The following is a 20,981-nucleotide window of genomic DNA, read 5'->3' as shown; positions in this document are numbered from 1 at the left end:
GTTGTAATGATATAACGCATCTGTGATGACTTGAATCACTGTTCTGCCGTACTTATCTGTCACCTGGATCGGTGCGGGGTCGAGAATGATCCGCGCCGCTTGGCTCGCCTTCAGCATGCACAGCTAGATCAAAAAGGGAGCCGATACATAGATCGGAAAGGGGTGCTTTATGGCCCGCAATACTCTGCCTTCCATTACTGCCGGCGAAGCCGGCCTCAACCGTTATCTCGATGAAATCCGCAAGTTTCCCATGCTGGAACCGCAGCAGGAATACATGCTGGCGAAACGGTATGCCGAACATGCCGACCGGGATGCGGCCCACAAACTGGTCACTAGCCACCTGCGTCTCGTGGCAAAGATCGCCATGGGTTATCGCGGTTATGGCCTGCCGATCGGCGAAGTCGTGTCCGAAGGCAATGTCGGCCTGATGCAGGCCGTCAAGAAGTTCGATCCGGAACGCGGCTTCCGCCTGGCCACCTATGCCATGTGGTGGATCAAGGCCTCGATCCAGGAATATATCCTGCGGTCCTGGTCGCTCGTGAAGATGGGCACCACCGCCAACCAGAAACGCCTGTTCTTCAACCTGCGCCGGTTGAAGGGTAAGATCCAGGCGATCGACGAAGGTGATCTGAAGCCCGACCAGGTGGCCGAAATCGCCACCAAGCTGAACGTCTCCGAGGAGGAAGTGGTTTCCATGAACCGCCGCCTGTCGGGCGACGCTTCGCTGAACGCGCCGATCCGCGCCACCGAAGGCGAATCCGGCCAGTGGCAGGATTGGCTGGTCGACGACCACGAAAGCCAGGAAGCCGTGCTGATCGAGCAGGACGAGCTCGATACACGCCGCCGCATGCTGGCCAAGGCCCTGAGTGTTCTGAACGACCGCGAACGCCGCATCTTCGAGGCCCGTCGTCTTTCCGACGATCCGGTAACGCTCGAGGAATTGTCGGCCGAGTTCGACATCAGCCGCGAACGCGTCCGCCAGATCGAAGTCCGCGCCTTCGAAAAGGTGCAGGAAGCGGTTCAGAAGGAAGCGCTCGCCCAGGCGAACGCTCTGCGTGTCGTCGACGCCTGATCCGGCTCGACGCTGACGATAAAATAGGGGCTGCTTCGGCGGCCCCTTTTCTTTTATCCGGCACCCGTAGACAGGAAATGGAGAAGCCGGGATGGCACCGCGCATCACACTCAGAGAACTTGCCGGCAGCTATGCCATCGCTCGGCTTGAACCTACCGACCGCATTCCCGCATGGGCGGATGGCGAAGGTTTCGTCAGCATCAGCCGCAGCGAGGATGAACTCTCTATCGTCTGCCGCAATGAGCGCGTTCCTTCCGGCATCAAACAGGACGGCGGCTGGACCTGCTACAAGTTCCAGGGGCCTTTCGCGTTCGGAGAAACCGGCATCGTGCTCTCGGTAATCCAACCGCTGTCGGAGAACGGTATCGGTATCTTCGTCGTCTCCACCTTCGACGGCGACCACCTGCTGATCAAGACGGCCGACGAACCGAAGGCCCGTGAGCTGCTGCAGGCCGCAGGTCACACGCTTCTCTAGGCGATACAAAATTACTGGAAAACCAATCTTCCTGGGATCGGGGCTCCCGGCGGCATCGCTCGCAGGGACCAACTGAAATCGCGACAGCCATAAAAAACCGGCGATGTCTCCACCGCCGGTTCTGACAGCCTTCTGAACAATATCTGTCACTGCCCGCTGGCGGTCGCCCCAAGCGTGCCCCATTCGCGGATCGCCTCGTTAAAGGCGCGTTCGCCGTTCGGGCCCTTCTGGAGGGTCAGGAGCGCGCGGCGGCCGTTGCGATAGGCGATCGGGATGTCGATCCAGTTGCGGCTGCGCAGGAGTTCCAGATTGGTCGCCCGTGCATCCGGGAAATCGTTGAGTGCGATCATGTGGAAGTCGTCGGTGATCTTGGCAGGCACCGCGATCAATGCATTGCCGCGATCCTGCTCGCTCGCCTTCATGGCGATGCGCTGCACGCTTTCGATTGCACCGCCTTCGAAATCCGGCGGCACGGCGAAGACGATCTCGACCAGGTGGCTGGCCGGCAGCGACGGGTCGGTATTGCGCTTGAAGGTCATCAGCGCCGTCAGGCCCCTGCCCGGCACGTTGATACGCCCTTGGACGACCGGTTCCTGCCGGCCGTTGGCGCCTGCCTCGCGCTGCAGCGACCAGGAGACCGAGCCGTCGATGGCCGTCGGCGCCGTCTGGCCGATCCGCTCCTCATAAAGGAACATCTTCTCGCCGGCGACCGCCGGAGCATCCGCCGGGCCCGCCGACGGCGGATTGGCAGGCGGGGTCGCGGCATTCGGAGCCGGCACCACTGGTGGCGCTTGAGCCGGTACCGCATTGGCATTGCCGTTCGGAGCGTGCGGGGCAGCAGCCGGCGCGCTCGGAGTGGGCGCCCTTTGCGCCGAAGGATTGGCGGGCGGAGCGTTGAGCTGCGCTACCGACTGACCCTCGGCATTCTGCGCCAGGCCGGCGGTGACGCCCGGTCCCTCATCGACCTCGCTGCCGTCGGCCATCAGCCGCTGTGTGAATTTGGTCCCGGCTGTCGATCCGTCCGCCGTTCGCGGCGCCGCAGGCGTATTGGCCGCACCGTTCTGTGGTGGCGTCGAAGGGGTGGAGGGCGTCGAAGGGCTGCGGTTGGGCTGCGGTGTCGCGGGCGCTGGCGCCGGTGCCTGCTGGGCCGTCTGGCCTCCGGGCAGGCTCGACTGGATCAGGCCGTCGACCATGTCGTTCAGCGAGTCGCGGTTCAGCCAGATTGCGTAACCGCCACCGCCGACGAGCAAGAGGCCGACGATCGCCAGCACGATGCCGGCATAGTTGCGCTTGCGCACCGGGGTGACCCGATAGGGCCTGGCCGGTGCATGCATCAGATCGTCCGCATCGGCATCGGTGTGGAGCGTGCTGCGCGCGCCACCGCCCGAAGAGGACGGAGCATCCTTGTTGAAGCCGATCAGTTCTTCGAGATCACCCCACGGATCACTGTCAACCGGTTTTGCTGGCGCGGCAGTGGCCTTCTTGGACGGTGGCTGATCGAGATAATCGGCAAAGGGATCGACGGCGGCAGCCGCTGCCGCTCCTGCAGCGACCGCTGCGCCGGGCTGCGCGAGCTCCGGGAGATCGGCGGCAGAAGGCATGCGGACCGTATCGGCCGCCACATGGGTCTCCGCATCGAAATGGGCATCGACGGGAGTGGCCGTGCCGCCGTGCCCATGATCGATCGGTACGACAGGACCGGCCGTGACCAGTTCCGGCACATCGTTCCACGCTGCGGCTGCGACCGCCTCCTGGCTCGGCGCCGCAGGTTCGGCCTGCGCTGGCACCTCCCAGCCCCAATCCTCTTCCACCGGCTTGGATGGCTCGATAGCAGAGGGGGGCTCCGGCGGCTGGTAGGCCTCGACCGGCTGTTCGGCCTCGAACCGCTCCTCAACAGGATGCGTGCCCTCGAAAGAAGGCGGTTCGTTGCGCCACTCTTCCACAAATTCCGGCGCGGCCTGCTGGACGGTCTGCTCTCCGCGCGTCGGATATGGGAAATCATCCTCGGCCGGTTCGCTCTCGACCGGTTCGGCATTGACCGGTTCCGGCACAACCGGCTCTGAGGCCGCCAGGGGCGCGGCCGTCGGGAATTCGATCGTGCTCTCGTCGAAAGCGTGCGAAGGCTCGGGCGCCTGTTCGGAACGATCATGGGGTGCCGGTTCGAATGGCGCCTCTTCGGACGGCACGTCATCCCGCCAGTCGCCATATTGCTGAACGGCAGGCTCCTGCTGATCGGAAACCGCCGTTACCTCTTCCTCCTCGTGGACGACGGCCGGCTCGGAGACCGGCGGCTCCATGTCGGCAGGCTCTTGCTCGACCGGCTCTTCATAACCGTCTTCGTAAAAGACCGGCCGTTCTGCGCGAGCGACCGGGGTTGATTCGGATACGGCCGGCGCCTCTGGCGGTTCATGAGCTTCCGGCGCCTGAGCCGGTTCGGCAGCGGACTGCTGGTCGTCCTGGTATTCGGAGACCCGCTCCGCCGGCTGTTCTGCGACATCGCGCTCGGCCGGGGGCGCCTCCTCGATCGGCTGGGCGTCCGCGACACCTGCGCCGTCGGCTATGGGTTCCAGTGCTTCGGCATGCTCGCTCTCGACATCGATAATGGCGGCTTCGAGCTTGTCGAGCTGGCGCCGCAGCATGTCTTCGGGCGGGCGCGGCTTCATGTTCTCGAGTTGCCGCTGCACGGCGCCACGAGCCTTTTCATAAACCTTCGCGCGCATCTCCGGCGTATTGTTCGCCAGACCGTCAACGGCGCGGCGGATCACCGCTACAAAATCAGCCATCAGCACTTTCTCATGTAAGCCGGCCCGAAGGCCGGCCGAATGGTAATCAATTCTTGACTTTAATCTTCAAACGGGTCGGTCACAAGTATGGTGTCGTCCCGCTCCGGGCTGGTGGAAAGTAGGGCAACCGGCGCACCGATCAATTCCTCGACCTGGCGGACATATTTGATCGCCTGGGCCGGCAGATCCGCCCAGGAGCGCGCCCCGACCGTCGATTCCTTCCAGCCTTCGAGGGTGACATAGACCGGCTCGACACGAGCCTGGGCGCCCTGGCTTGCCGGAAGGTGGTCGATCTGCTCACCGTCGAGCATGTAGCCGACGCAGATCTTCAGCTCGTCGAGACCGTCGAGCACGTCAAGCTTGGTGAGCGCGATGCCGGTAATGCCGTTGGTGGCGACCGACTGGCGCACGAGCGCTGCGTCGAACCAGCCGCAACGGCGCTTGCGGCCCGTGACCGTGCCGAATTCATGGCCCTTCTCGCCGAGGAACTGGCCGATCTCGTCCTTCAGCTCGGTCGGGAACGGGCCTTCGCCGACGCGGGTCGTATAGGCCTTGGTAATGCCGAGGATGTAGCCGAGCGCGCCCGGGCCCATGCCGGAGCCGGCCGACGCCTGGCCCGCGACGGTGTTGGACGAGGTGACGAACGGATAGGTGCCGTGGTCGATATCGAGCAGCGAGCCTTGCGCCCCTTCAAACAGGATGCGCGCGCCCTTGCGGCGCTGCTTGTCGAGCAGTTCCCACACCGTTTCGCGGAAGGGCAGCACGCGGTCGGCGATCGAGGTGAGCTCCTGCATGATCGCCTCGTGCGAGACTTCCTTCTCGCCGAGGCCGCGGCGCAGGGCGTTGTGATGGGTAAGGATACGATCCACCTTGCCCGGCAGCGTTTCCAGGTCGGCGAGGTCCATGACCCGAATCGCACGGCGGCCGACCTTGTCCTCATAGGCCGGACCGATACCACGGCGGGTGGTGCCGATCTTGGTGCCACTGTTGGAGGCGGCGTCTTCGCGCATGCCGTCGAGTTCGCGGTGCAACGACAGAATCAGCGTGGCGTTATCGGCGACGCGCAGGTTCTCCGGCGTGACCTTCACGCCCTGCGCGCCCAGCTTTTCGATTTCGGCCAAGAGCGCATGCGGGTCGAGCACGACGCCGTTGCCGATCACCGCGATCTTGCCGGGACGGACGATGCCCGAGGGCAGCAGCGAGAGCTTATAACTGATGCCGTCGATGACGAGCGTATGGCCGGCATTGTGACCGCCCTGGAAACGCACCACGATATCGGCACGTTCAGAAAGCCAGTCGACGATCTTGCCCTTGCCTTCGTCACCCCATTGCGAACCAACCACGACTACGTTCGTCATCTGCGTTTCCTGTATTGCGGGCAAAGCCCCACGCGACCACACGCGCACCTTCCGTAGATCAATATTGATATACGGTCGATGCGCCAATTTGATTTTACGTGCACTGCCTTTGGCGGAGGGAACCGGTTCAGAGGCATTGCAAACGGCCGCATCTATAAAGCCTCGGCCGACGGAAAGCGACCTGTTTGTCACACGGGCGTGGTTTTTACGTGACAAAAGCGTGGACCGCACGCTATTTCCCCGGCCGTTGCCCCTGAAATTGCCGCCATTTGCCGGCGCCGGAGACCATCTTGCATAAAAAGGCCTATCTCTCGCTCGTCATTGCAACCCTGGCCTGGGGCGGCAATGCGGTAGCGGGCAAGCTCGCCGTCGGCCACGTGAGCCCGATGATGCTGACCTTCTGGCGCTGGTTTTTCGCCGTCGCCGTCATCTTCGCCATCTCCGTGCCGCAGCTAGTCAAGGACTGGCCGGTCGTCAGGAAGAACCTGCCGATTCTCCTTTTCCTCGGCGTCGTCGGTTATGTCGTCTTCAACGCCGCGCTCTATACCGCCGTCAACTACACGACGGCGATCAACGTGACGGTCGAGCAGGCGGTCATCCCGATGCTGATCTTCGTCATCAACTTCGTACTGTTCCGGATGAAGGTGTCCTGGGCCCAGATTCTCGGCTTCACCCTGACGCTCTTCGGCGGTGCCCTCACCGCCGTCCACGGCGACCTGAGCGCGCTGGTGACGCTCACCGTCAACTTCGGCGATGCGATCATGATGATCGCCGTCGTCTCCTACGCGATCTACACGGTGGCACTTAGATGGCGCCCGAGGATCGACTGGCGGACACTGATGGCGGTCCCCGCCTTCTTCGCGATGATCTTCTCCCTGCCCCTGGCCTTCTGGGAATATTCGAGCGACCGCCTGATCTGGCCCGACACGGAAGGCTGGATCGTGGTGCTCTATACGGCGGTCTTCGCCTCGCTGATCGCACAGGTGCTCTATATCAAGGGCGTCGGCGAGATCGGCGCCAACCGGGCGGGGCTGTTCATCAATCTCGTACCGGTGTTCGGCACGCTGCTCTCGGTCGCCATCATCGGTGAGAGCCTGCAGCTCTTCCATGTCGTCGCGCTGGCGCTCGCACTCGGCGGCATCGCCATCGCCGAATGGGGAAAACCCCGCGTAAACTGACAGGTCCTCCCGAAACGGAAACCGCCGGCCCATACGAACGAGCCGGCGGTTCTGAAATCCTGGACCGTTGAAATCCCGCACGTTGTCTATAGAGGCGGGATGGCCGGTACGGTACGTCCTCAGCTGGCCATCGCCAGTCGTCCGGAGGCGAACGACCGCTGATCACGCACGTTGTTTCGGCTCACTTCGAAACGCGCCAGCAGTTCCGACAGGCGGCCGCTTTCCTGCGCCAGAGAAGCGCCGGCCGCATTCATTTCCTCGACCATGGCGGCATTCTGCTGGGTCATCTGGTCCATGTGATTCACGGACGTATTGATTTCCGAGAGACCTACCGCCTGCTCGTTTGCAGCGATGGCGATCGCCTCCATATGCTGGTTGACCGCCGCGACCAGCTTGGCGATCTCCTTGAGACCATCGCCGGTATCATTGACGAGAACCACGCCCTGGTTGACGGCGGCTTCGGAATTGCCGATCAGCGTCTTGATCTCCTTGGCGGCCTTGGCCGAGCGCTGCGCCAGTTCGCGGACCTCTTGGGCAACGACGGCAAACCCCTTGCCCGCCTCGCCTGCGCGAGCGGCTTCGACGCCGGCATTAAGGGCAAGCAGGTTGGTCTGGAACGCGATCTCGTCGATGACGCCGATGATCTGGCTGATCTGGTTCGACGCCATCTCGATCTTCTGCATCGCATTGACCGCGTTGGAAACGACCGTGCTGGAGCTTTGGGCGCGCGAGCTCGCATCGCGAACGATCTCCCGTGCTTCGCTCGCCCTCTCGGACGTCTGCTTGACATTGGTGGTAACTTCTTCCAGCGCCGCCGCCGTCTCTTCCAGCGATGCAGCCTGCTGTTCCGTCCGCTTCGAAAGCTGGTCAGAAGCGGACGAGATTTCGTCGCTGCCGCTGCGAACGCTTTGGGCGGTCCGGTTCACGCCTTCGAGCGCTGTCCGCAACTGGCGGACCGAGCTATTGAAGTCATGGCGCAGGGATTCGAACTGCTCGGAGAACTCCTTGTCGATCTCACACAGCAGATCGCCGGCAGCAAGGCGCTGCAGACCATGAGCGAGTTCGGAGGTGGCCTGGGTCAGCCGCTCCTCGGCCTCGGACTCTGCCCGGCGCTGGAATTCGATGCGTTCAGCCTCGGCCGCCTTGCGAGAGTGTTCGGCATCCGCCTCGAGCTGGCGGTTCTGCTGCGCAGCCTCGCGGAAGATTTCCACCGCGCGCGCCATGTCGCCGATCTCGTCGGTGCGGGCAGCACCCGGAATCTCGACGGAAAGCTCACCGCCGGCAAGTGTGCGCATCACACCCGTCAACCGGTCGATCGGATTGGCGATCCGCACGATGACCGTGTAGATGCCGAGAAGCGAAAGCGCAAAGGCGATGACAGTCGCAACACTGTAGACGATGATGGATTGCTTTGCGGAAGCGGCCTCTTCTGCCGTCAGCCTCGTCATCTCGTTGAGCGATGCAGAGGCCATGTCGGCGATCGAAGCCTGTGCGGGTGCGGCGGGCTTACGCCAGTCGTCAACCGCCATGTCGAAGGGTTTGCCGGCTTGGAATGCCTTGAGGGCAGCATTGCGCTGCTCGGCATACGGTCCGCCGAAATAGGTCGTTTGTGCCGTCCGGTGGAGCGCCTTGATCTTTTCCGGGGTCGTTTCCGCGTTGGAGAGCTGGGTAATGACATCCCATGCGGTTGCCACGCGGGCATCCTGAACCGCAATTTCGGTGAGTTTCTCCGCCGAAAGCGGCTGTTTGGCGATCAGGGCATTGACGAAGGTGGAGTTGGCGGTGCCGAGCTGCGTGCGCGCCGTCCAGGCAAGGGAACGTATCTGGGTGAACATGATCATCCCGGGCCCGCTTGCGTTGATGGTGGCCTCGACCTGATTGGCGGCCTTTTCGAGATCGGCCAGCATCGTATCGGCAAGTCCGAGCACGGCTTTGCCGAGCGCCGGATCGCGATCCTTGACCGACTGGGTGAGCGCCGTGTCGACATTTGCGCGATAACCGGTCCACTGCGCATAGGCGCTGAGGACGGGAGAGATGGCACCGCGCAGGTTTGCCTGCTCCAGGTCGGCGGTCAAGGTCTTCACCGCCGAAAAGGCCTTGTCCATCGACTCGCGGCCGGTATCCATGTTCTTGCGGCTGGAGGCGACCTCTGCAGGTTCCAGCTTGATGGCCGACGAGATGCCGCCACGCTCGCCGCGCAGGCCGATCAGCGCATTGAAAAGCGCTTCGTCAAGCTGTGCCAGTTCCGAGAGCCGGGTGGAGTTTCGGTAGCGGTCGATCTCCTGAGACAGCATTCTGCCCATGAGACCCAATATGCCCAGGCTCAAAACGACAAACGCCAGTATCAAAGTATGCTTGATTGAAATCCGCACCTGCATCACTCCTTATTTAAAACACTCGCCGCTCGGTTTGCGGGCAATCAGCAATTCGGATAATCGCTGAAGCACCCGGCAGCTTCTCTCGACCTGGACGGGAGAGATAATACAACCTCGTATAAAACATTAAATATTCGATTAAATACAAGGCGTTCCGTAAGCCTGTGGAATCGTTTCCGCAACTGAAGCATCACATCCCCCGAATGGCGAAAACCCGCCTCCCCGTATGAGGGCGGCGGGTCGGTCCGTCGTGCTGCAACGGACGGGAGCGAGGAGAGCCGCTCCGGATCAGATAAGATGACAGGTCGGAATGATCATACCACGCCCGCCGGTCGGGTGCCGCACCTGATCCCGAGACATGTCGATCATCGCGCCGTCATGGCCGAGGATCATCTCGCCGCGGCCGGCCGCAATCGCCAGCACCCGTTCGATACGGCCTTCGTCGCCGATTGCGTATTCGATCCGCAGAACCTCCGGCGGCCAGCCGAGCGAGATCAGGTGATCGCGCTTGAGGTCGGCGCAATCGATGCAGGCATTGGAGCGGACCTTTGCGAAAGGCACGCCGATCACCGTATCGAAATAGCTGTCGAGCTCGGACATCGCACCGTTGACCGCGAAATGGACCCGCAGCAATTCGCGGCGCTCTGAAAATGTCAGCTTCGGCGACAAACCGCTCATCGCGCCTTCACTGCGTTCGATGGCCGCGTTTTCGGACAACACGCGCGCAAAACCGCCAACGCCGGCTGCGCGGGATTCCTTGCTGACAATCAGCGCCGTCAGGACAATGGCGGAAATGATGAGCTTCTTGATCATGGCTCTGCACCCTGTTTCTTCGGACGGCTTGGTGCCGTTTCTTAGATAGGCTCACCCTATCCGAACGGCATTTCGGGGCGCTTAAACCGATGGATGCAATTTTAGCGAAATCAGCTTTTTTCCCGAATTGACACGCAGGGGCATCCGGTGCGCACTCAAAAAGGCAGCGGCGCAGGCGGAAATTGATGCTTTTCGAGACGTGCCCGATCTCCTAACCCTCAAAAACGAGATGCAGAAAGGCAGGACAGCATGGGCAAGCCATTTTACTGGAACGAACTCAACACTCTCGACTTCGCCGGCCTTTCGCCCGACAAGACCATCGCCATCCTGCCGATCGCCTCGACCGAACAGCACGGTCCGCATCTGCCGATCGCGACCGACGTGGCGATCGCCAACGGCATGCTGGTCGAGCTGAAGGCCCAGCGCCCGGACGACCTCGATTTCCTCGTGCTTCCCACGCAGGAGATCGGCAAGGCGAACGAACACGTCTATGGCCCCGGCTCGCTGTCCTTCGGCCCGGAAATCCTCATCCCCGCCTGGACCGCGATCGGTGCCAAGGTGGCGGAAGCCGGCATCCGCAAGCTCGTCTTCGTCAACTCGCATGGCGGCAATGTCGATATCATGAGCATTGTCGGGCGCGAATTGCGTGTCCGTTACAAGATGGCGGTGATCGGCACGCAATGGGGCCGCTTCGGCCATCCGCCGGGCCTGATCAGCGAGCACGAGCAGAAATACGGCATCCATGGCGGCGAAGTGGAAACCTCGCTGATGCTGCATTTCCGCCCCGAACTGGTGCGGATGGACAAGGCGCAGAACTTCGTCTCCAAGGCGGAAAGCCGCTCGAAATACATGCAGCCTGCCCCGCCCCACGTACTGTCCTGGGTGGCGCACGACCTGAACCCCAACGGCGTCGTCGGCGACGCCTCGAAGGGCACCGCCGAAAAGGGCGCAACCATCTGCCGCCATCAGGTCGCCGGCTTCATCGAGATGCTGCGGGAATTCGAAGCCTTCCCGCTTGACGAGCTCTATTCCCGCTAACCCTCGTCACGCTGCGCGTCCCGGCCATGCGGCTGGGGCGGCAGATGGCCCTTGGCCTGCAATTCGGCCACCATCGCGGCCAGTTCCGACAGCAGGAACTCCACGAACAGGCTGGTCGCCGTATCGAGCGTCGTTCGCGCTCGGGCGAAAAGCTTCATCGGCTGGTGGCGAGCGTGCGGATTGACGATCGGCCGGAAGATCAACTCGCCCCGTCGGCATTCCGGCAGCACGTCGAGCGGGTTCAGCAGCGTCAGCCCCGTACCGGCCTTGACCAGCTTCTTCAGCATTTCCGAGGCATTGCTTTCCACCAGCGGCTCTACCGCGACCGACAGCGGCGAGAGCGCAAGGTTGATGACGTTGCGCAGGCTGGTGCCTGACTGGGCGAGCACCAGCGGCTCCTGCACGACATCCGCCAGATCGACCGGCCCCTCTTCCGCCGCCAGCCGATGCCCCGGCGGCATCACCACGCCAATCGGTATATCGAAATTGGCGAGCGTGCGGATACCGGGCGTCGCCGGGATGTTGAAGCCCAGTCCGAAATCCACCTCCCCTGTGATCACCGGCTGCATCGTGTTGGACGGCCCGTCGTTGCGCAGGAGAACCCGCACGCGCGGATGCTGCGCGACGAAGCGGGCTATGATCTCGGGAAGCGGCCCGGCAGCAAGCCCGACGGTCGAAACCAGCGTTACCTTGCCGGCCTGCGGCATCTTGAGGCCGCGGATACGCGCTTCCATCCGCTCATAGGTTTTCAGCACCTCGCGGATATGCTCGATGCAAAGCTCGCCGGCCGCCGTCAACTTCAGCCCGCGCGGCATCCGCTCGAAGATCTGCGCTCCAAGCTCCTCCTCCAGAGCCAGGATCTGCCGGTTGATCGCCGACGACGCGACGTTCAGCCGCGCAGCCGCCTTGCGAATCGATCCGCAGCGGGCGATCTCGTCGATATACTGAAGCTTTCGCGAATGCAGCATTTTACCCCAACCCTCGTTGCATCTTTTTTGATCATGCACCACAATTTGGCAGATGAAAATTCGACCGCTGCCCTAAAGGCATCAATGTGGACGAAATTTGATGCTTTTCAAAGAGCAACGCAACCGTACAAATGCTCATCACAAGCTGCTCTCACGATGCCGCACGGTTTAACAGGGGAACAAAGCGACATGTCCAAATCATTGATGATGAAACGTTTTCTGGCTGCCGCCGGCCTTTCGGCGATGGCACTCGCCGCTCAGCCTGCAGCAGCCCTCGATGAAGTCTCCTACGGCACCAACTGGCTTGCCCAGGCCGAGCATGGCGGCTTCTACCAGGCCGTCGCCGACGGCACCTACGAAAAGCATGGCCTGAAGGTGAAGATCGTGCAGGGCGGTCCGAACGCCGCCAACCGCGCGCTGCTGATCGCCGGCAAGGTGGATTTCTACATGGGCGGCCCGCTCGGCGACATGGATGCCGTCAAGCAGGGCATCCCGCTGGTCAGCGTCGCCTCGATCTTCCAGAAGGACCCGCAGGTCCTGCTCGCCCATCCCGACGCGGGCGTCGAAAAGTTCGAGGACCTCGCCAAGATGAAGACCATCTTCATGGGCAAGGAAGGCTACACTACCTATTTCGAGTGGATGAAGAAGAACTTCAAAGGCTTCAAGGACGAACAGTTCAAGCCCTACACGTTCAACCCGGCCCCTTTCATCGCCGACAAGACCTCTGCGCAGCAGGGTTACCTGACCTCCGAACCCTATGAGATCGGCAAGCAGGCCGGCTGGACGCCGAAAGTGTTCCTGATCGCCGATGCCGGTTACGGCCCCTATTCGACGATGATCACCACCACGCAGCCGATGATCGACAAGAAGCCGGACGTCGTGCAGCGTTTCGTCGATGCCTCTCTCGAGGGCTGGTACACTTACCTCTATGGTGACAACAAAGCCGGCAACGATCTGATCAAGAAGGACAATCCGGAAATGACGGATGGCCAGATCGCCTATTCCATCGCCAAGATGAAGGAATACGGCATCGTGGTTTCGGGCGACGCCGAGACCAAGGGCATCGGCTGCATCACCGACGAGCGCTACAAGAAGTTCTTTGACTCGATGGTCGCGATTGGCGTCGAACCGGCCGACCTCGATTACAAGAAGGCCTATTCGACCAAATTCGTCTGCAAGGGCGTTGGCATGGCGCTGAAGAAGTAATGTGAATGGAGCGGCATTCTTGACCCTCCCCGCATGGGGGAGGGTGGCCGGCGGCGGGAGGGGTTTTGGCCGCAACGAAGCCCCTCCCCAACCTCGCACCGCCGAACACCCAGATGCCAGAGCCCCCCTTAAAGGGAAGCTGAAGCGGCAAATGCCGCCCTTCTGATCGAGTGAAGCATGACCACATCCCAAGCCCCGCTGATGCCCGCTCCCGGAGACGCCCGCAGACGACCGCTGGTCGTCATGCGCACCGTGTCGAAAATGTTCTCGAGTGGCACGCTGGCGCTCTCCGACATGTCGCTGACGGTTGAGGGCGGCGAGTTCGTCAGCCTGCTCGGTCCTTCCGGCTGCGGCAAATCGACGGCGCTGCGCATCATTGCCGGCCTTGGCGACGTCTCGACGGGCACGATCGACTGGCCGAGTTCCCGCATCAATTCGCAGGGCCTGCCGGAAGGCGACATTTCCTTCGTCTTCCAGGAGCCGACGCTGATGCCGTGGCAGACAGTGTTCGGCAATGTCTACCTGCCGCTGAAACTGCGCGGCGTCTCCAAATCCGCCGCCCGCGACGAGATCATGACGACACTGGCAACGGTCGGTCTGCAGGATTTCGCCGATGCCTATCCGCGAGAACTGTCGGGCGGCATGAAGATGCGCGTCTCGATCGCTCGCGCGCTGGTCACCAAGCCGAAGCTGCTGCTGATGGACGAACCGTTTGCGGCACTCGACGAAATCACCCGTCAGAAACTCAACGACGACGTGCTCAGGCTGTGGCGCGAGACGGGCATCACGGTGATCTTCGTCACCCATTCCGTCTTCGAATCCGCCTATCTCTCGAACCGCATCGTGGTGATGAAGGCCCGTCCCGGCCGGGTGCATGCGGATTTCCCGCTGAAAACGAGCATGAGCCGCGACGCCCACTACCGCACGTCCGAAGACTACCGCCAGGCCTGCGAAAAGGTCTCGAACATGCTTCTCGAAGCGATCGGCGGGGAGGAACACTGATGACCGACAACGCACCCGCCGTCGTCCCGCCGAAAGCCGGCTTTTTCGCCCGCAACCGCGACACGCTGCTGCGCACCCTGATCCCGATCTGCGTGGTGATTTGCCTCGTCCTCCTCTGGCAGTTCATCATCACCGTCAACAGCATCCCGCAATATATCCTGCCGGGGCCGCTGGCGGTCGCCAATTCGCTCTACAACGACTGGGGCACGCTCTCCCCTGCCCTGTGGGTGACGACGCAGATTACCATGCAGGCGCTGGCCCTGGCGCTGATCGGTGGCGTCGGCATCGCCATCTTCCTGGTCCAGTCGAAATGGATCGAGACGGCCTTCTACCCGATCACCGTCATCCTGCAGGTCACCCCGATTGTGGCGATCGCGCCGCTGATCCTGATCTACGCGCCGACGACGCAGGTGGCGCTCCTGATCTGTGCCTTCCTTGTCGCCTTTTTCCCGATCCTCTCGAACATGGTACAGGGTCTGAAGAGCGTCGATCATAACCTGCTCAACCTCTACGACCTCTACGGCGCCTCCCGCTGGCAGACACTGCTTTACCTGAAGCTTCCCTCGTCGCTGCCCTATTTCATGACGGGGCTCAGGATCGGCGGCGGCCTGGCGCTGATCGCGGCTGTCGTGGCGGAGTTCGCCGCGGGCTCTGCCGGCGCCGGCTCCGGCCTTGCCTTCCGTCTGCTGGAATCCCAATATCGCCTCAACATCCCGCGCCTGTTTGCGGCACTGGTCCTGTTGTCGCTGCTCGGCGTGGTCATCTTTGCGATCACCTCGTTCATTTCCTGGTTCTTCCTGCATCGCTGGCATGAAAGCAGCCTGAAAAGAGAAAACTGATGACTGCCTTCATGACGCTTCCCGACGCCCGCCGTTTCGCGCTCGCCAATGCCACACTGCCGGCGGTTCTCGTCAAAGGCCTGCCCTCCGTCGCCAAGGACGGTCTCGTGTCGGCCGATCTGATCATCGCGGACGGGAAGATCGAGGCGATCCTGCCGGCAGGTTCGGCACCCGCCGATCTGGTCACCGCCGACATGCGCGGCAGCATGATCTGGCCCTGCTTCGCCGACATGCACACCCATCTCGACAAGGGCCATTTCTGGGACCGCCGCCCCAACCCGGACGGCACGTTCGAAGGCGCATTGATGAACGTGCGCGAGGACCGGATCGCCAACTGGTCTACCGAAGACATCCGCGCCCGTTTCGAATTTTCGCTGAAAAGCGCCTATGCCCACGGCACCAAGCTGATCCGCACTCATCTCGATTCGATCCCGCCGCAGCCGGATATCTCCTTCCCGCTGTTCGACGAGCTCCGCGCCGACTGGAAGGACCGGATAGCGCTGCAGGCGGTCGCCCTGCTGCCGCTCGAATGTGTGCTCGACGAAAGCATCTTCGGCGGCATCGTCGCCACAACGAAGCGATATGGCGGGCTGCTGGGCGGCGCCACTCGCATCCTGCCGGATTTCGAGCGGATCCTCGACACGCTCTTCAAAGCTGCGTCCGACAACGGCCTCGACATCGACCTGCATGTGGACGAGACGGAAGACAAACAGGTTCTCACTCTGGAACAGATCGCCGAGGCGACAATCCGCAACCGTTTCGAAGGTTCGGTCACCGTCGGCCATTGCTGCTCGCTGGCGCGGCAGGACGACGAGACGGCAAAACGCGTCATCGACAAGGTCGCGAGCGCCGGTATCTCCGTTGTGTCACTCCCGATGTGCAACATGTACCTCCAGGACCGCCATGCGGATCGCACCCCCCGCTGGCGCGGCGTCACGCTGTTCCACGAGCTGGCGGCCGCCGGCGTCAAGACCGCCGTCTCCTCCGACAACACCCGCGATCCGTTCTACGCCTATGGCGACATGGATCCGGTCGAGGTGTTCCGCGAGGCGGTCCGCATCCTGCATCTCGACCACCCGCTCGATACCTCCGCCCGCGTCGTCACCTCGACGCCCGCCGAAATCCTGGGCCGGCCGGATATCGGCGTGATCGCTGAAGGTGGCCCCGCCGACCTCGTACTGTTCAGCGCCCGGCGCTGGAGCGAATTCCTTTCCCGTCCGCAGGCCGACCGCATCGTGATGCGGAATGGCATGGGCATCGACCGTCGCCTGCCGGATTACCGTGACCTGGACCCGATTTTGGACAAGTGAACATGCCGGACTACGCACAGATCAAGAAAGAACTCGAAGGCCTCGCGATCGAGGACAATCCGGCCCTGGTGCGCCAGAAGAGCCGCGATTTCTATTGGTATTCACCGATCCTCAAGGAAGAACTCGAAAGCGTCACCGCCGATCTCGTCGTCTCGCCGAAAAGCGAGGAAGAGGTGATCCGGGTACTGAAGGTGGCCTTCGCGCATGGCGTGCCGGTGACCCCGCGCGGCGCCGGCACCGGCAATTACGGCCAGGCCATGCCGCTGTCCGGCGGCATCGTGCTCAACCTCATCAACATGAACAAGGTAAAGGAAATCCATCCTGGCCGTGTCATCGCCGAACCCGGCATCGTGATTGCCGAACTCGACCGTCAGACCAAGGCCCATTCCGGCCAGGAACTGCGTTTCCACCCCTCAACCGCCCAGACGGCGACCATCGGCGGCTTCGTCGCCGGCGGTTCCGGCGGCGTCGGCTCGATCCATTGGGGCGGTCTGCGCGACCTCGGCAACATCCTGCGGCTGCGCGTCGTCACCATGGAGGCCGAGCCGCGCGTGCTCGACCTGACAGCCTGGGACCTGCAGAAGGTGACCCACGCCTACGGCACAAACGGCATCATCGTCGAGGTCGAGATGCCGCTCGCCCCGGCTTATGACTGGGTGGACGTGCTGGTCGGTTACGACGATTTCATGGACGCGGTGCGGTTCGGCGATGCGCTGGCCCACAAGAACGGCCTGCTGATCAAGGAAATCGCGCCGATCGCCGCACCCATCCCCTACGATTATTTCCCGCGCCACAAGCCGTTCCTGCGCGACCGCAACCAGTCGATCGTCGTGCTGATGGTGGCGCCGCACTCGATGGACGCGTTCACCGCCTTTGCCGAGCGCCAGAAGGGCGAGATCCTGTTCCGCTCCGACAAGGTGGAAAGCATGAAGGGCATCCCTCACGCCTATGAACTCGCCTGGAACCACACGACGTTGCGGGCCCTCAAGGTCGATCCCGGCTTCACCTATCTGCAGGTCCAGTATCCGGGGCCGGATCATGTCGCCAAGGTCGAGAAGATGACCAAGCTCTTCGGCGACGAGGTGCCGGGCCATCTGGAATTCATCAAGTTCGACGGCCGCATGCAGTGCTCCGGGCTTCCGCTCGTCCGTTATACGACCAAAGAGCGGCTGGAGGAGATCATGCAGATCCACCGCGACAACGGCTGCCCGATCTTCAATCCGCACCGCTACACGCTGGAGGAAGGCGGCATGAAGCAGACGGACGTGGTCCAGCTCGCCTTCAAGAAGGAGACCGATCCAAAGGGACTCTTGAACCCCGGCAAGATGATCGCCTGGGACAATCCCGACTTCGATTTCTCGGCCGGCAAGAACTACCTCTTCCCGGGCCTTGCCGCAGCAGGTGGCTGATGCGGGTCCTGCTCATCCATTCGCATCCGGTCGAGGAAAGTTATGGCGCGGCCCTGCACGCCCAAGCGCGCGAAAGCCTGACCAGAGCCGGGCACGAGGTGGATGACTGCAACCTCTATGCCGAAGGTTTCGATCCGGTCATGTCGCGCCATGACCGGATGGTCTATCACGACTATCCCAACAACCTGTCGCTGGTGAAACCCTATGTCGACCGGCTGCAGGCGGCCGAAGGGCTGGTGATCGTCACGCCGGTCTGGAATTTCGGCTGGCCGGCCATGCTGAAAGGCTATTTCGACCGCGTCTGGCTGCCGGGCATCACCTTCGAACTGAAGGACGGCAGGCTGACGCGAAAACTGCATATCGACAAGGTGGCGGTGGTGACAACCTACGGCGCCACCCGCTGGCGCGCCTTCCTCGCCGGCGACCCGCCGCGCAAACTCTCGAAGCGTGTGCTGCGGGTACAGACCAACCCGGCAAGGCCGGTGAAATTTCTGGCCCATTACGACATGAACAACTGCACGCCGCAGACGCGTGCGGCATTTCTGGACAAGGTGAAGCGCGAGATGGAGCGGTTTTAGCTCCCCGTATCGCGGCGGCGCGTCAATAGCAGGGCGTCGGCCTCCACCATCGCAGCGCGGGTCTCGGCGTTCGACCAGAGACCGGTCGGCGCACCAACGCCGCGCTCGGATATGAACAGGAACCGATCCACCTCTTTCCCGGCCGCCGTCACCGTCCGATAGGTTTCCCATCGCTGATGGATTCTCGCCGCAACCCGGAGCGACGGAATATTTTCCGGGCTGACGATCGAGACGATCCGCGTGAAACCGAGGCGACCGAGGCCAAAATCACGGCACGCAGCGGCCGCTTCAACAGCATAACCGCGACCGAGCCATTCGCGCCGAAGATGATATCCGATCTCCGGCTCCAGGCCCTTCGGCGTTGGCTGAAGGGAAATGCCACAGTCGCCAACCAACTCACCGGTCACTTTTTCCATGACACCCCAGAGACCGAAGCCGTTTTCCTCATAACTCCGGAAGGCAAGCTTTTCGAACCACGTTTCGGTCTCTTCGAAACTCTTGGCGCGCGGATAGAAACGCATGCTCCCGGAATCGCCAAAGATGCGATGCAAAATCGGCAGATCGGCCTTGGTGATCTCCCGTAAGGTCAGCCTTTCCGTCTCAAGAACCCCACGCATCCTCCGAAAGCTCCAATCATCGCCACACCGCCCACACCCTTTACTTGAAGGCGCTTTTTTGCGCTATTTCCCCACATCGCGAATCTTCATGTCCAGGAACACGGCAGACGATGACGAACCAGGTTTCACCACTCGCCAGCATCTTGCGCCCCTTGCATCCCCGTGATCCGGACGAGCATCACCGGGCCGCAACCCCGCTCGAACTGCTGTTCGACCTAGTGTCGGTGATCGCGATCGCATCCGCCGCGGGAGGGCTGCACCATGCGATCGCGGAGAACCACGCCGGCCAAGGTGTCGTCACCTTTCTGATCGCTTTTTTTTGCATCTGGTGGGCCTGGATGAACTTCACCTGGTTCTCATCCGCCTATGATAATGACGACGTCGTCTATCGGCTTTTGACGATGGTCCTGATGGGCGGGTCGCTGACCATGGCGGCCGGCATCCAGTTCCTCTTTACGGCGGCTCCGGATCTGACCATGGTCGTTTTTGGCTATGTCGTCATGCGTCTCGCCATGGTGTTGCTCTGGCTGCGCGCCGCCTACCATGACCCCGCCCGCCGCAGGACGAACCTCGCTTATGCCGTCGGCATCTTCCTGGTGCAGATCTACTGGGTGGTCTACCTGATGACGCAATCGGTATCGACCGGCTTCGGCCTGGCGCTGTGGGTTTTGGGCGCCTTGCTTGAACTCGCCGTCCCGGCAATTGCCGAGCCGCTCAGCGGCAACACGCCTTGGCACAGGCACCACATCATGGAACGCTACGGCCTCCTGAACATCATCGTGCTCGGCGAAACCCTGCTTGCCGGCTCCATCGCGCTGCGCCAGTTTGCCGGCGAATTCAACCTCATGCTGGTCCATACCGCACTTTCGGCACTGATCATCGTCTTTGCGCTCTGGTGGGCTTATTTCTCCCGGCAGGAACACCTTGGCAGCCACAGGCTCAGCCGCGCCTTGCAATGGGGTTACGGCCACTTCTTCATCTTCGCGTCCGGGGCCGCGGTCGGCGCTGGTTTTGCCGCGCTCGTCGACATTATCACTCATCATGCGGAAGTATCGTTGATCGTCGGCGATTATGCCGTGGCGATCCCGGTCGCGATTTATTTCGCAAGCCTCTGGTTCGTACGCGACCGTTTCGCCTGCACCGGCTTCGGCCGGTATGCGCTTCTTATCTTCGGTCTGCTTGGCCTCGTCGCGCCAGCCATCGGGCTCGGCCTCGAAGGCATCGCGGCGACGACCGCGCTCGGCGTCATCGTACGCAACCTGTTTGCCGGACGTGCTTATTTGGCGTCACCGACATCTCACCCCGGCCGCTAAACTTTTCCTTAAATTTTACCGGTTATTAATCTCTGGAAACCGAGAGATTAAGCGATGCGTATTGCGTTTTTCATCGCCCTCCTGACACTGTCCCTGTCTGCCTGCGCGTCTGCGCCGAGCCGGGTCACCAATGCCTGCGCGATCTTCGAGCAGCGCGACGGGCTATTCAACAACTGGGCGCGTGATGCCAAAAAGGCCGAGCGGGAATTCGGCGTGCCGGTGCCGATCCTGATGGCGACCATCTATGTGGAATCCGGCTTCCAGCCCTATGCCCGGCCGCCGCGCACCAAACTGCTCGGCTTCATCCCGTGGACACGCCCCTCGACGGCCTATGGTTACGCCCAGGCTCTCGACGGTACGTGGCTGACCTACAAGAAGGATACCGGCCGCTGGAACGCCAGCCGCACCGATTTCGGCGATGCCATCCATTTCGTCGGCTGGTATCACAATCAGAGCCATCTCAAGAACGGCATTCCACTGAGCGACAGCTACAACCTCTACCTCGCCTACTACACAGGCCAGGCCGGCTACGCGCGCGGCGAGTTCGGCAACGGCGTCAAGCAGACCGCGCAGAAATCCGCCGGCATGGCCGCCAAATACGAAGCGCAGCTCAGAAGCTGCGGCTATTGATGAAGCGGCGCCGGTTG

Annotated in this window: 18 protein-coding genes; 12 read left to right on the top strand and 6 right to left on the bottom strand. The window is 62.2% G+C overall.

The annotated features are described in order from the left end of the window. The first annotated feature begins 169 nt into the window (after window positions 1-169). Together rpoH and ABCW43_RS11970 are read left to right on the top strand one after the other, a co-directional pair. Window positions 170-1,072 carry an RNA polymerase sigma factor RpoH gene (gene rpoH, locus ABCW43_RS11975; RefSeq protein ID WP_037076844.1) on the top strand — a complete coding sequence of 301 codons (903 nt, stop codon included), beginning with the start codon at window positions 170-172 and terminating at the stop codon, window positions 1,070-1,072. A 91-nt stretch (window positions 1,073-1,163) separates the two neighbouring features. After that, window positions 1,164-1,547, top strand: a complete 384-nt coding sequence (locus ABCW43_RS11970; RefSeq protein WP_345924541.1) for an ACT domain-containing protein — start codon at window positions 1,164-1,166, stop codon at window positions 1,545-1,547. Window positions 1,548-1,693: 146 nt separating this feature from the next. On the opposite strand, the gene ABCW43_RS11965 is transcribed toward ABCW43_RS11970, so the two are convergent. Together ABCW43_RS11965 and ABCW43_RS11960 are read right to left on the bottom strand one after the other, a co-directional pair. Further along, entirely contained in the window at window positions 1,694-4,330 is a 2,637-nt protein-coding gene (locus ABCW43_RS11965) for a hypothetical protein (protein WP_345924539.1), read from the bottom strand. Between the two features lie 59 nt (window positions 4,331-4,389). Further along, window positions 4,390-5,688 (bottom strand): adenylosuccinate synthase, encoded by a 1,299-nt coding sequence (locus tag ABCW43_RS11960; RefSeq protein WP_345924537.1) that lies wholly within the window; start codon window positions 5,686-5,688, stop codon window positions 4,390-4,392. A gap of 290 nt (window positions 5,689-5,978) precedes the next feature. On the opposite strand from ABCW43_RS11960, the gene ABCW43_RS11955 reads away from it, so the two are divergent. Continuing rightward, on the top strand, window positions 5,979-6,866 hold the full coding sequence (locus ABCW43_RS11955) for a DMT family transporter (RefSeq protein ID WP_345924535.1): 888 nt from the start codon (window positions 5,979-5,981) through the stop codon (window positions 6,864-6,866). Between the two features lie 119 nt (window positions 6,867-6,985). Here the strand turns inward: ABCW43_RS11955 and ABCW43_RS11950 are convergent, their stop codons facing one another. Continuing rightward, window positions 6,986-9,169 carry a methyl-accepting chemotaxis protein gene (locus ABCW43_RS11950; RefSeq protein ID WP_345924533.1) on the bottom strand — a complete coding sequence of 728 codons (2,184 nt, stop codon included), beginning with the start codon at window positions 9,167-9,169 and terminating at the stop codon, window positions 6,986-6,988. 360 nt (window positions 9,170-9,529) lie between these two features. Next, complete coding sequence (locus ABCW43_RS11945) at window positions 9,530-10,054, bottom strand: transglutaminase-like domain-containing protein (RefSeq protein WP_345924532.1); 525 nt, start codon at window positions 10,052-10,054, stop codon at window positions 9,530-9,532. Between the two features lie 249 nt (window positions 10,055-10,303). On the opposite strand from ABCW43_RS11945, the gene ABCW43_RS11940 reads away from it, so the two are divergent. Continuing rightward, window positions 10,304-11,092, top strand: a complete 789-nt coding sequence (locus ABCW43_RS11940) for a creatininase family protein (RefSeq protein WP_345924530.1) — start codon at window positions 10,304-10,306, stop codon at window positions 11,090-11,092. Here ABCW43_RS11940 and ABCW43_RS11935 read toward each other — a convergent pair. Next, on the bottom strand, window positions 11,089-12,060 hold the full coding sequence (locus ABCW43_RS11935) for a LysR family transcriptional regulator (protein ID WP_345924528.1): 972 nt from the start codon (window positions 12,058-12,060) through the stop codon (window positions 11,089-11,091). The genes ABCW43_RS11940 and ABCW43_RS11935 overlap by 4 nt on opposite strands. A gap of 189 nt (window positions 12,061-12,249) precedes the next feature. Between ABCW43_RS11935 and ABCW43_RS11930 the strand changes: the two genes are divergently transcribed. The 6 genes from ABCW43_RS11930 (at window position 12,250) to ABCW43_RS11905 (ending at window position 18,404) form a co-directional block, all read left to right on the top strand. After that, entirely contained in the window at window positions 12,250-13,266 is a 1,017-nt protein-coding gene (locus ABCW43_RS11930) for an ABC transporter substrate-binding protein (protein ID WP_345924526.1), read from the top strand. A gap of 177 nt (window positions 13,267-13,443) precedes the next feature. Beyond that, window positions 13,444-14,268, top strand: a complete 825-nt coding sequence (locus tag ABCW43_RS11925) for an ABC transporter ATP-binding protein (RefSeq protein ID WP_345924524.1) — start codon at window positions 13,444-13,446, stop codon at window positions 14,266-14,268. Further along, a complete protein-coding gene (locus ABCW43_RS11920) occupies window positions 14,268-15,107 on the top strand; it encodes an ABC transporter permease (RefSeq protein WP_345924522.1) in 840 nt (279 codons plus the stop codon). Before ABCW43_RS11925 ends, ABCW43_RS11920 begins: the two co-directional genes overlap by 1 nt. Beyond that, complete coding sequence (locus ABCW43_RS11915) at window positions 15,107-16,417, top strand: cytosine deaminase (protein ID WP_445738928.1); 1,311 nt, start codon at window positions 15,107-15,109, stop codon at window positions 16,415-16,417. Before ABCW43_RS11920 ends, ABCW43_RS11915 begins: the two co-directional genes overlap by 1 nt. 2 nt (window positions 16,418-16,419) lie before the next feature. Then, window positions 16,420-17,826 (top strand): FAD-binding oxidoreductase, encoded by a 1,407-nt coding sequence (locus ABCW43_RS11910; protein ID WP_345924520.1) that lies wholly within the window; start codon window positions 16,420-16,422, stop codon window positions 17,824-17,826. Then, on the top strand, window positions 17,826-18,404 hold the full coding sequence (locus ABCW43_RS11905; protein ID WP_345924517.1) for an NAD(P)H-dependent oxidoreductase: 579 nt from the start codon (window positions 17,826-17,828) through the stop codon (window positions 18,402-18,404). The genes ABCW43_RS11910 and ABCW43_RS11905 overlap by 1 nt, the downstream gene beginning before the upstream one ends. Here the strand turns inward: ABCW43_RS11905 and ABCW43_RS11900 are convergent. After that, window positions 18,401-19,021 (bottom strand): GNAT family N-acetyltransferase, encoded by a 621-nt coding sequence (locus ABCW43_RS11900; protein WP_345924515.1) that lies wholly within the window; start codon window positions 19,019-19,021, stop codon window positions 18,401-18,403. The two genes, ABCW43_RS11905 and ABCW43_RS11900, sit on opposite strands and share 4 nt — an antisense overlap. A 110-nt stretch (window positions 19,022-19,131) precedes the next feature. Here ABCW43_RS11900 and ABCW43_RS11895 point away from each other — a divergent pair, with 110 nt between their 5' ends. Both ABCW43_RS11895 and ABCW43_RS11890 read left to right on the top strand, forming a co-directional pair. After that, a complete protein-coding gene (locus ABCW43_RS11895; RefSeq protein WP_345924513.1) occupies window positions 19,132-20,334 on the top strand; it encodes a low temperature requirement protein A in 1,203 nt (400 codons plus the stop codon). Window positions 20,335-20,388: 54 nt separating this feature from the next. Beyond that, a complete protein-coding gene (locus tag ABCW43_RS11890) occupies window positions 20,389-20,964 on the top strand; it encodes a transglycosylase SLT domain-containing protein (RefSeq protein ID WP_345924511.1) in 576 nt (191 codons plus the stop codon). Window positions 20,965-20,981: the final 17 nt, after the last annotated feature.

Source organism: Neorhizobium tunisiense, assembly GCF_039631515.1.
Classification (GTDB): domain Bacteria; phylum Pseudomonadota; class Alphaproteobacteria; order Rhizobiales; family Rhizobiaceae; genus Neorhizobium.
Note: the sequence above shows the minus strand (reverse complement) of the source record. Positions and strands in the feature narration are given on the sequence as shown.

Excerpts from the sequence above, each read along its gene's own strand:
- rpoH (WP_037076844.1), top strand. The coding sequence starts at position 170 with ATGGCCCGCAATACTCTGCCTTCCATTACTGCCGGCGAAGCCGGCCTC.
- ABCW43_RS11970 (WP_345924541.1), top strand. The coding sequence starts at position 1,164 with ATGGCACCGCGCATCACACTCAGAGAACTTGCCGGCAGCTATGCCATC.
- ABCW43_RS11965 (WP_345924539.1), bottom strand. The coding sequence starts at position 4,330 with ATGGCTGATTTTGTAGCGGTGATCCGCCGCGCCGTTGACGGTCTGGCG.
- ABCW43_RS11960 (WP_345924537.1), bottom strand. The coding sequence starts at position 5,688 with ATGACGAACGTAGTCGTGGTTGGTTCGCAATGGGGTGACGAAGGCAAG.
- ABCW43_RS11950 (WP_345924533.1), bottom strand. The coding sequence starts at position 9,169 with ATGGGCAGAATGCTGTCTCAGGAGATCGACCGCTACCGAAACTCCACC.
- ABCW43_RS11945 (WP_345924532.1), bottom strand. The coding sequence starts at position 10,054 with ATGATCAAGAAGCTCATCATTTCCGCCATTGTCCTGACGGCGCTGATT.
- ABCW43_RS11940 (WP_345924530.1), top strand. The coding sequence starts at position 10,304 with ATGGGCAAGCCATTTTACTGGAACGAACTCAACACTCTCGACTTCGCC.
- ABCW43_RS11935 (WP_345924528.1), bottom strand. The coding sequence starts at position 12,060 with ATGCTGCATTCGCGAAAGCTTCAGTATATCGACGAGATCGCCCGCTGC.
- ABCW43_RS11930 (WP_345924526.1), top strand. The coding sequence starts at position 12,250 with ATGTCCAAATCATTGATGATGAAACGTTTTCTGGCTGCCGCCGGCCTT.
- ABCW43_RS11925 (WP_345924524.1), top strand. The coding sequence starts at position 13,444 with ATGACCACATCCCAAGCCCCGCTGATGCCCGCTCCCGGAGACGCCCGC.
- ABCW43_RS11920 (WP_345924522.1), top strand. The coding sequence starts at position 14,268 with ATGACCGACAACGCACCCGCCGTCGTCCCGCCGAAAGCCGGCTTTTTC.
- ABCW43_RS11915 (WP_445738928.1), top strand. The coding sequence starts at position 15,107 with ATGACTGCCTTCATGACGCTTCCCGACGCCCGCCGTTTCGCGCTCGCC.
- ABCW43_RS11910 (WP_345924520.1), top strand. The coding sequence starts at position 16,420 with ATGCCGGACTACGCACAGATCAAGAAAGAACTCGAAGGCCTCGCGATC.
- ABCW43_RS11905 (WP_345924517.1), top strand. The coding sequence starts at position 17,826 with ATGCGGGTCCTGCTCATCCATTCGCATCCGGTCGAGGAAAGTTATGGC.
- ABCW43_RS11900 (WP_345924515.1), bottom strand. The coding sequence starts at position 19,021 with ATGCGTGGGGTTCTTGAGACGGAAAGGCTGACCTTACGGGAGATCACC.
- ABCW43_RS11895 (WP_345924513.1), top strand. The coding sequence starts at position 19,132 with ATGACGAACCAGGTTTCACCACTCGCCAGCATCTTGCGCCCCTTGCAT.
- ABCW43_RS11890 (WP_345924511.1), top strand. The coding sequence starts at position 20,389 with ATGCGTATTGCGTTTTTCATCGCCCTCCTGACACTGTCCCTGTCTGCC.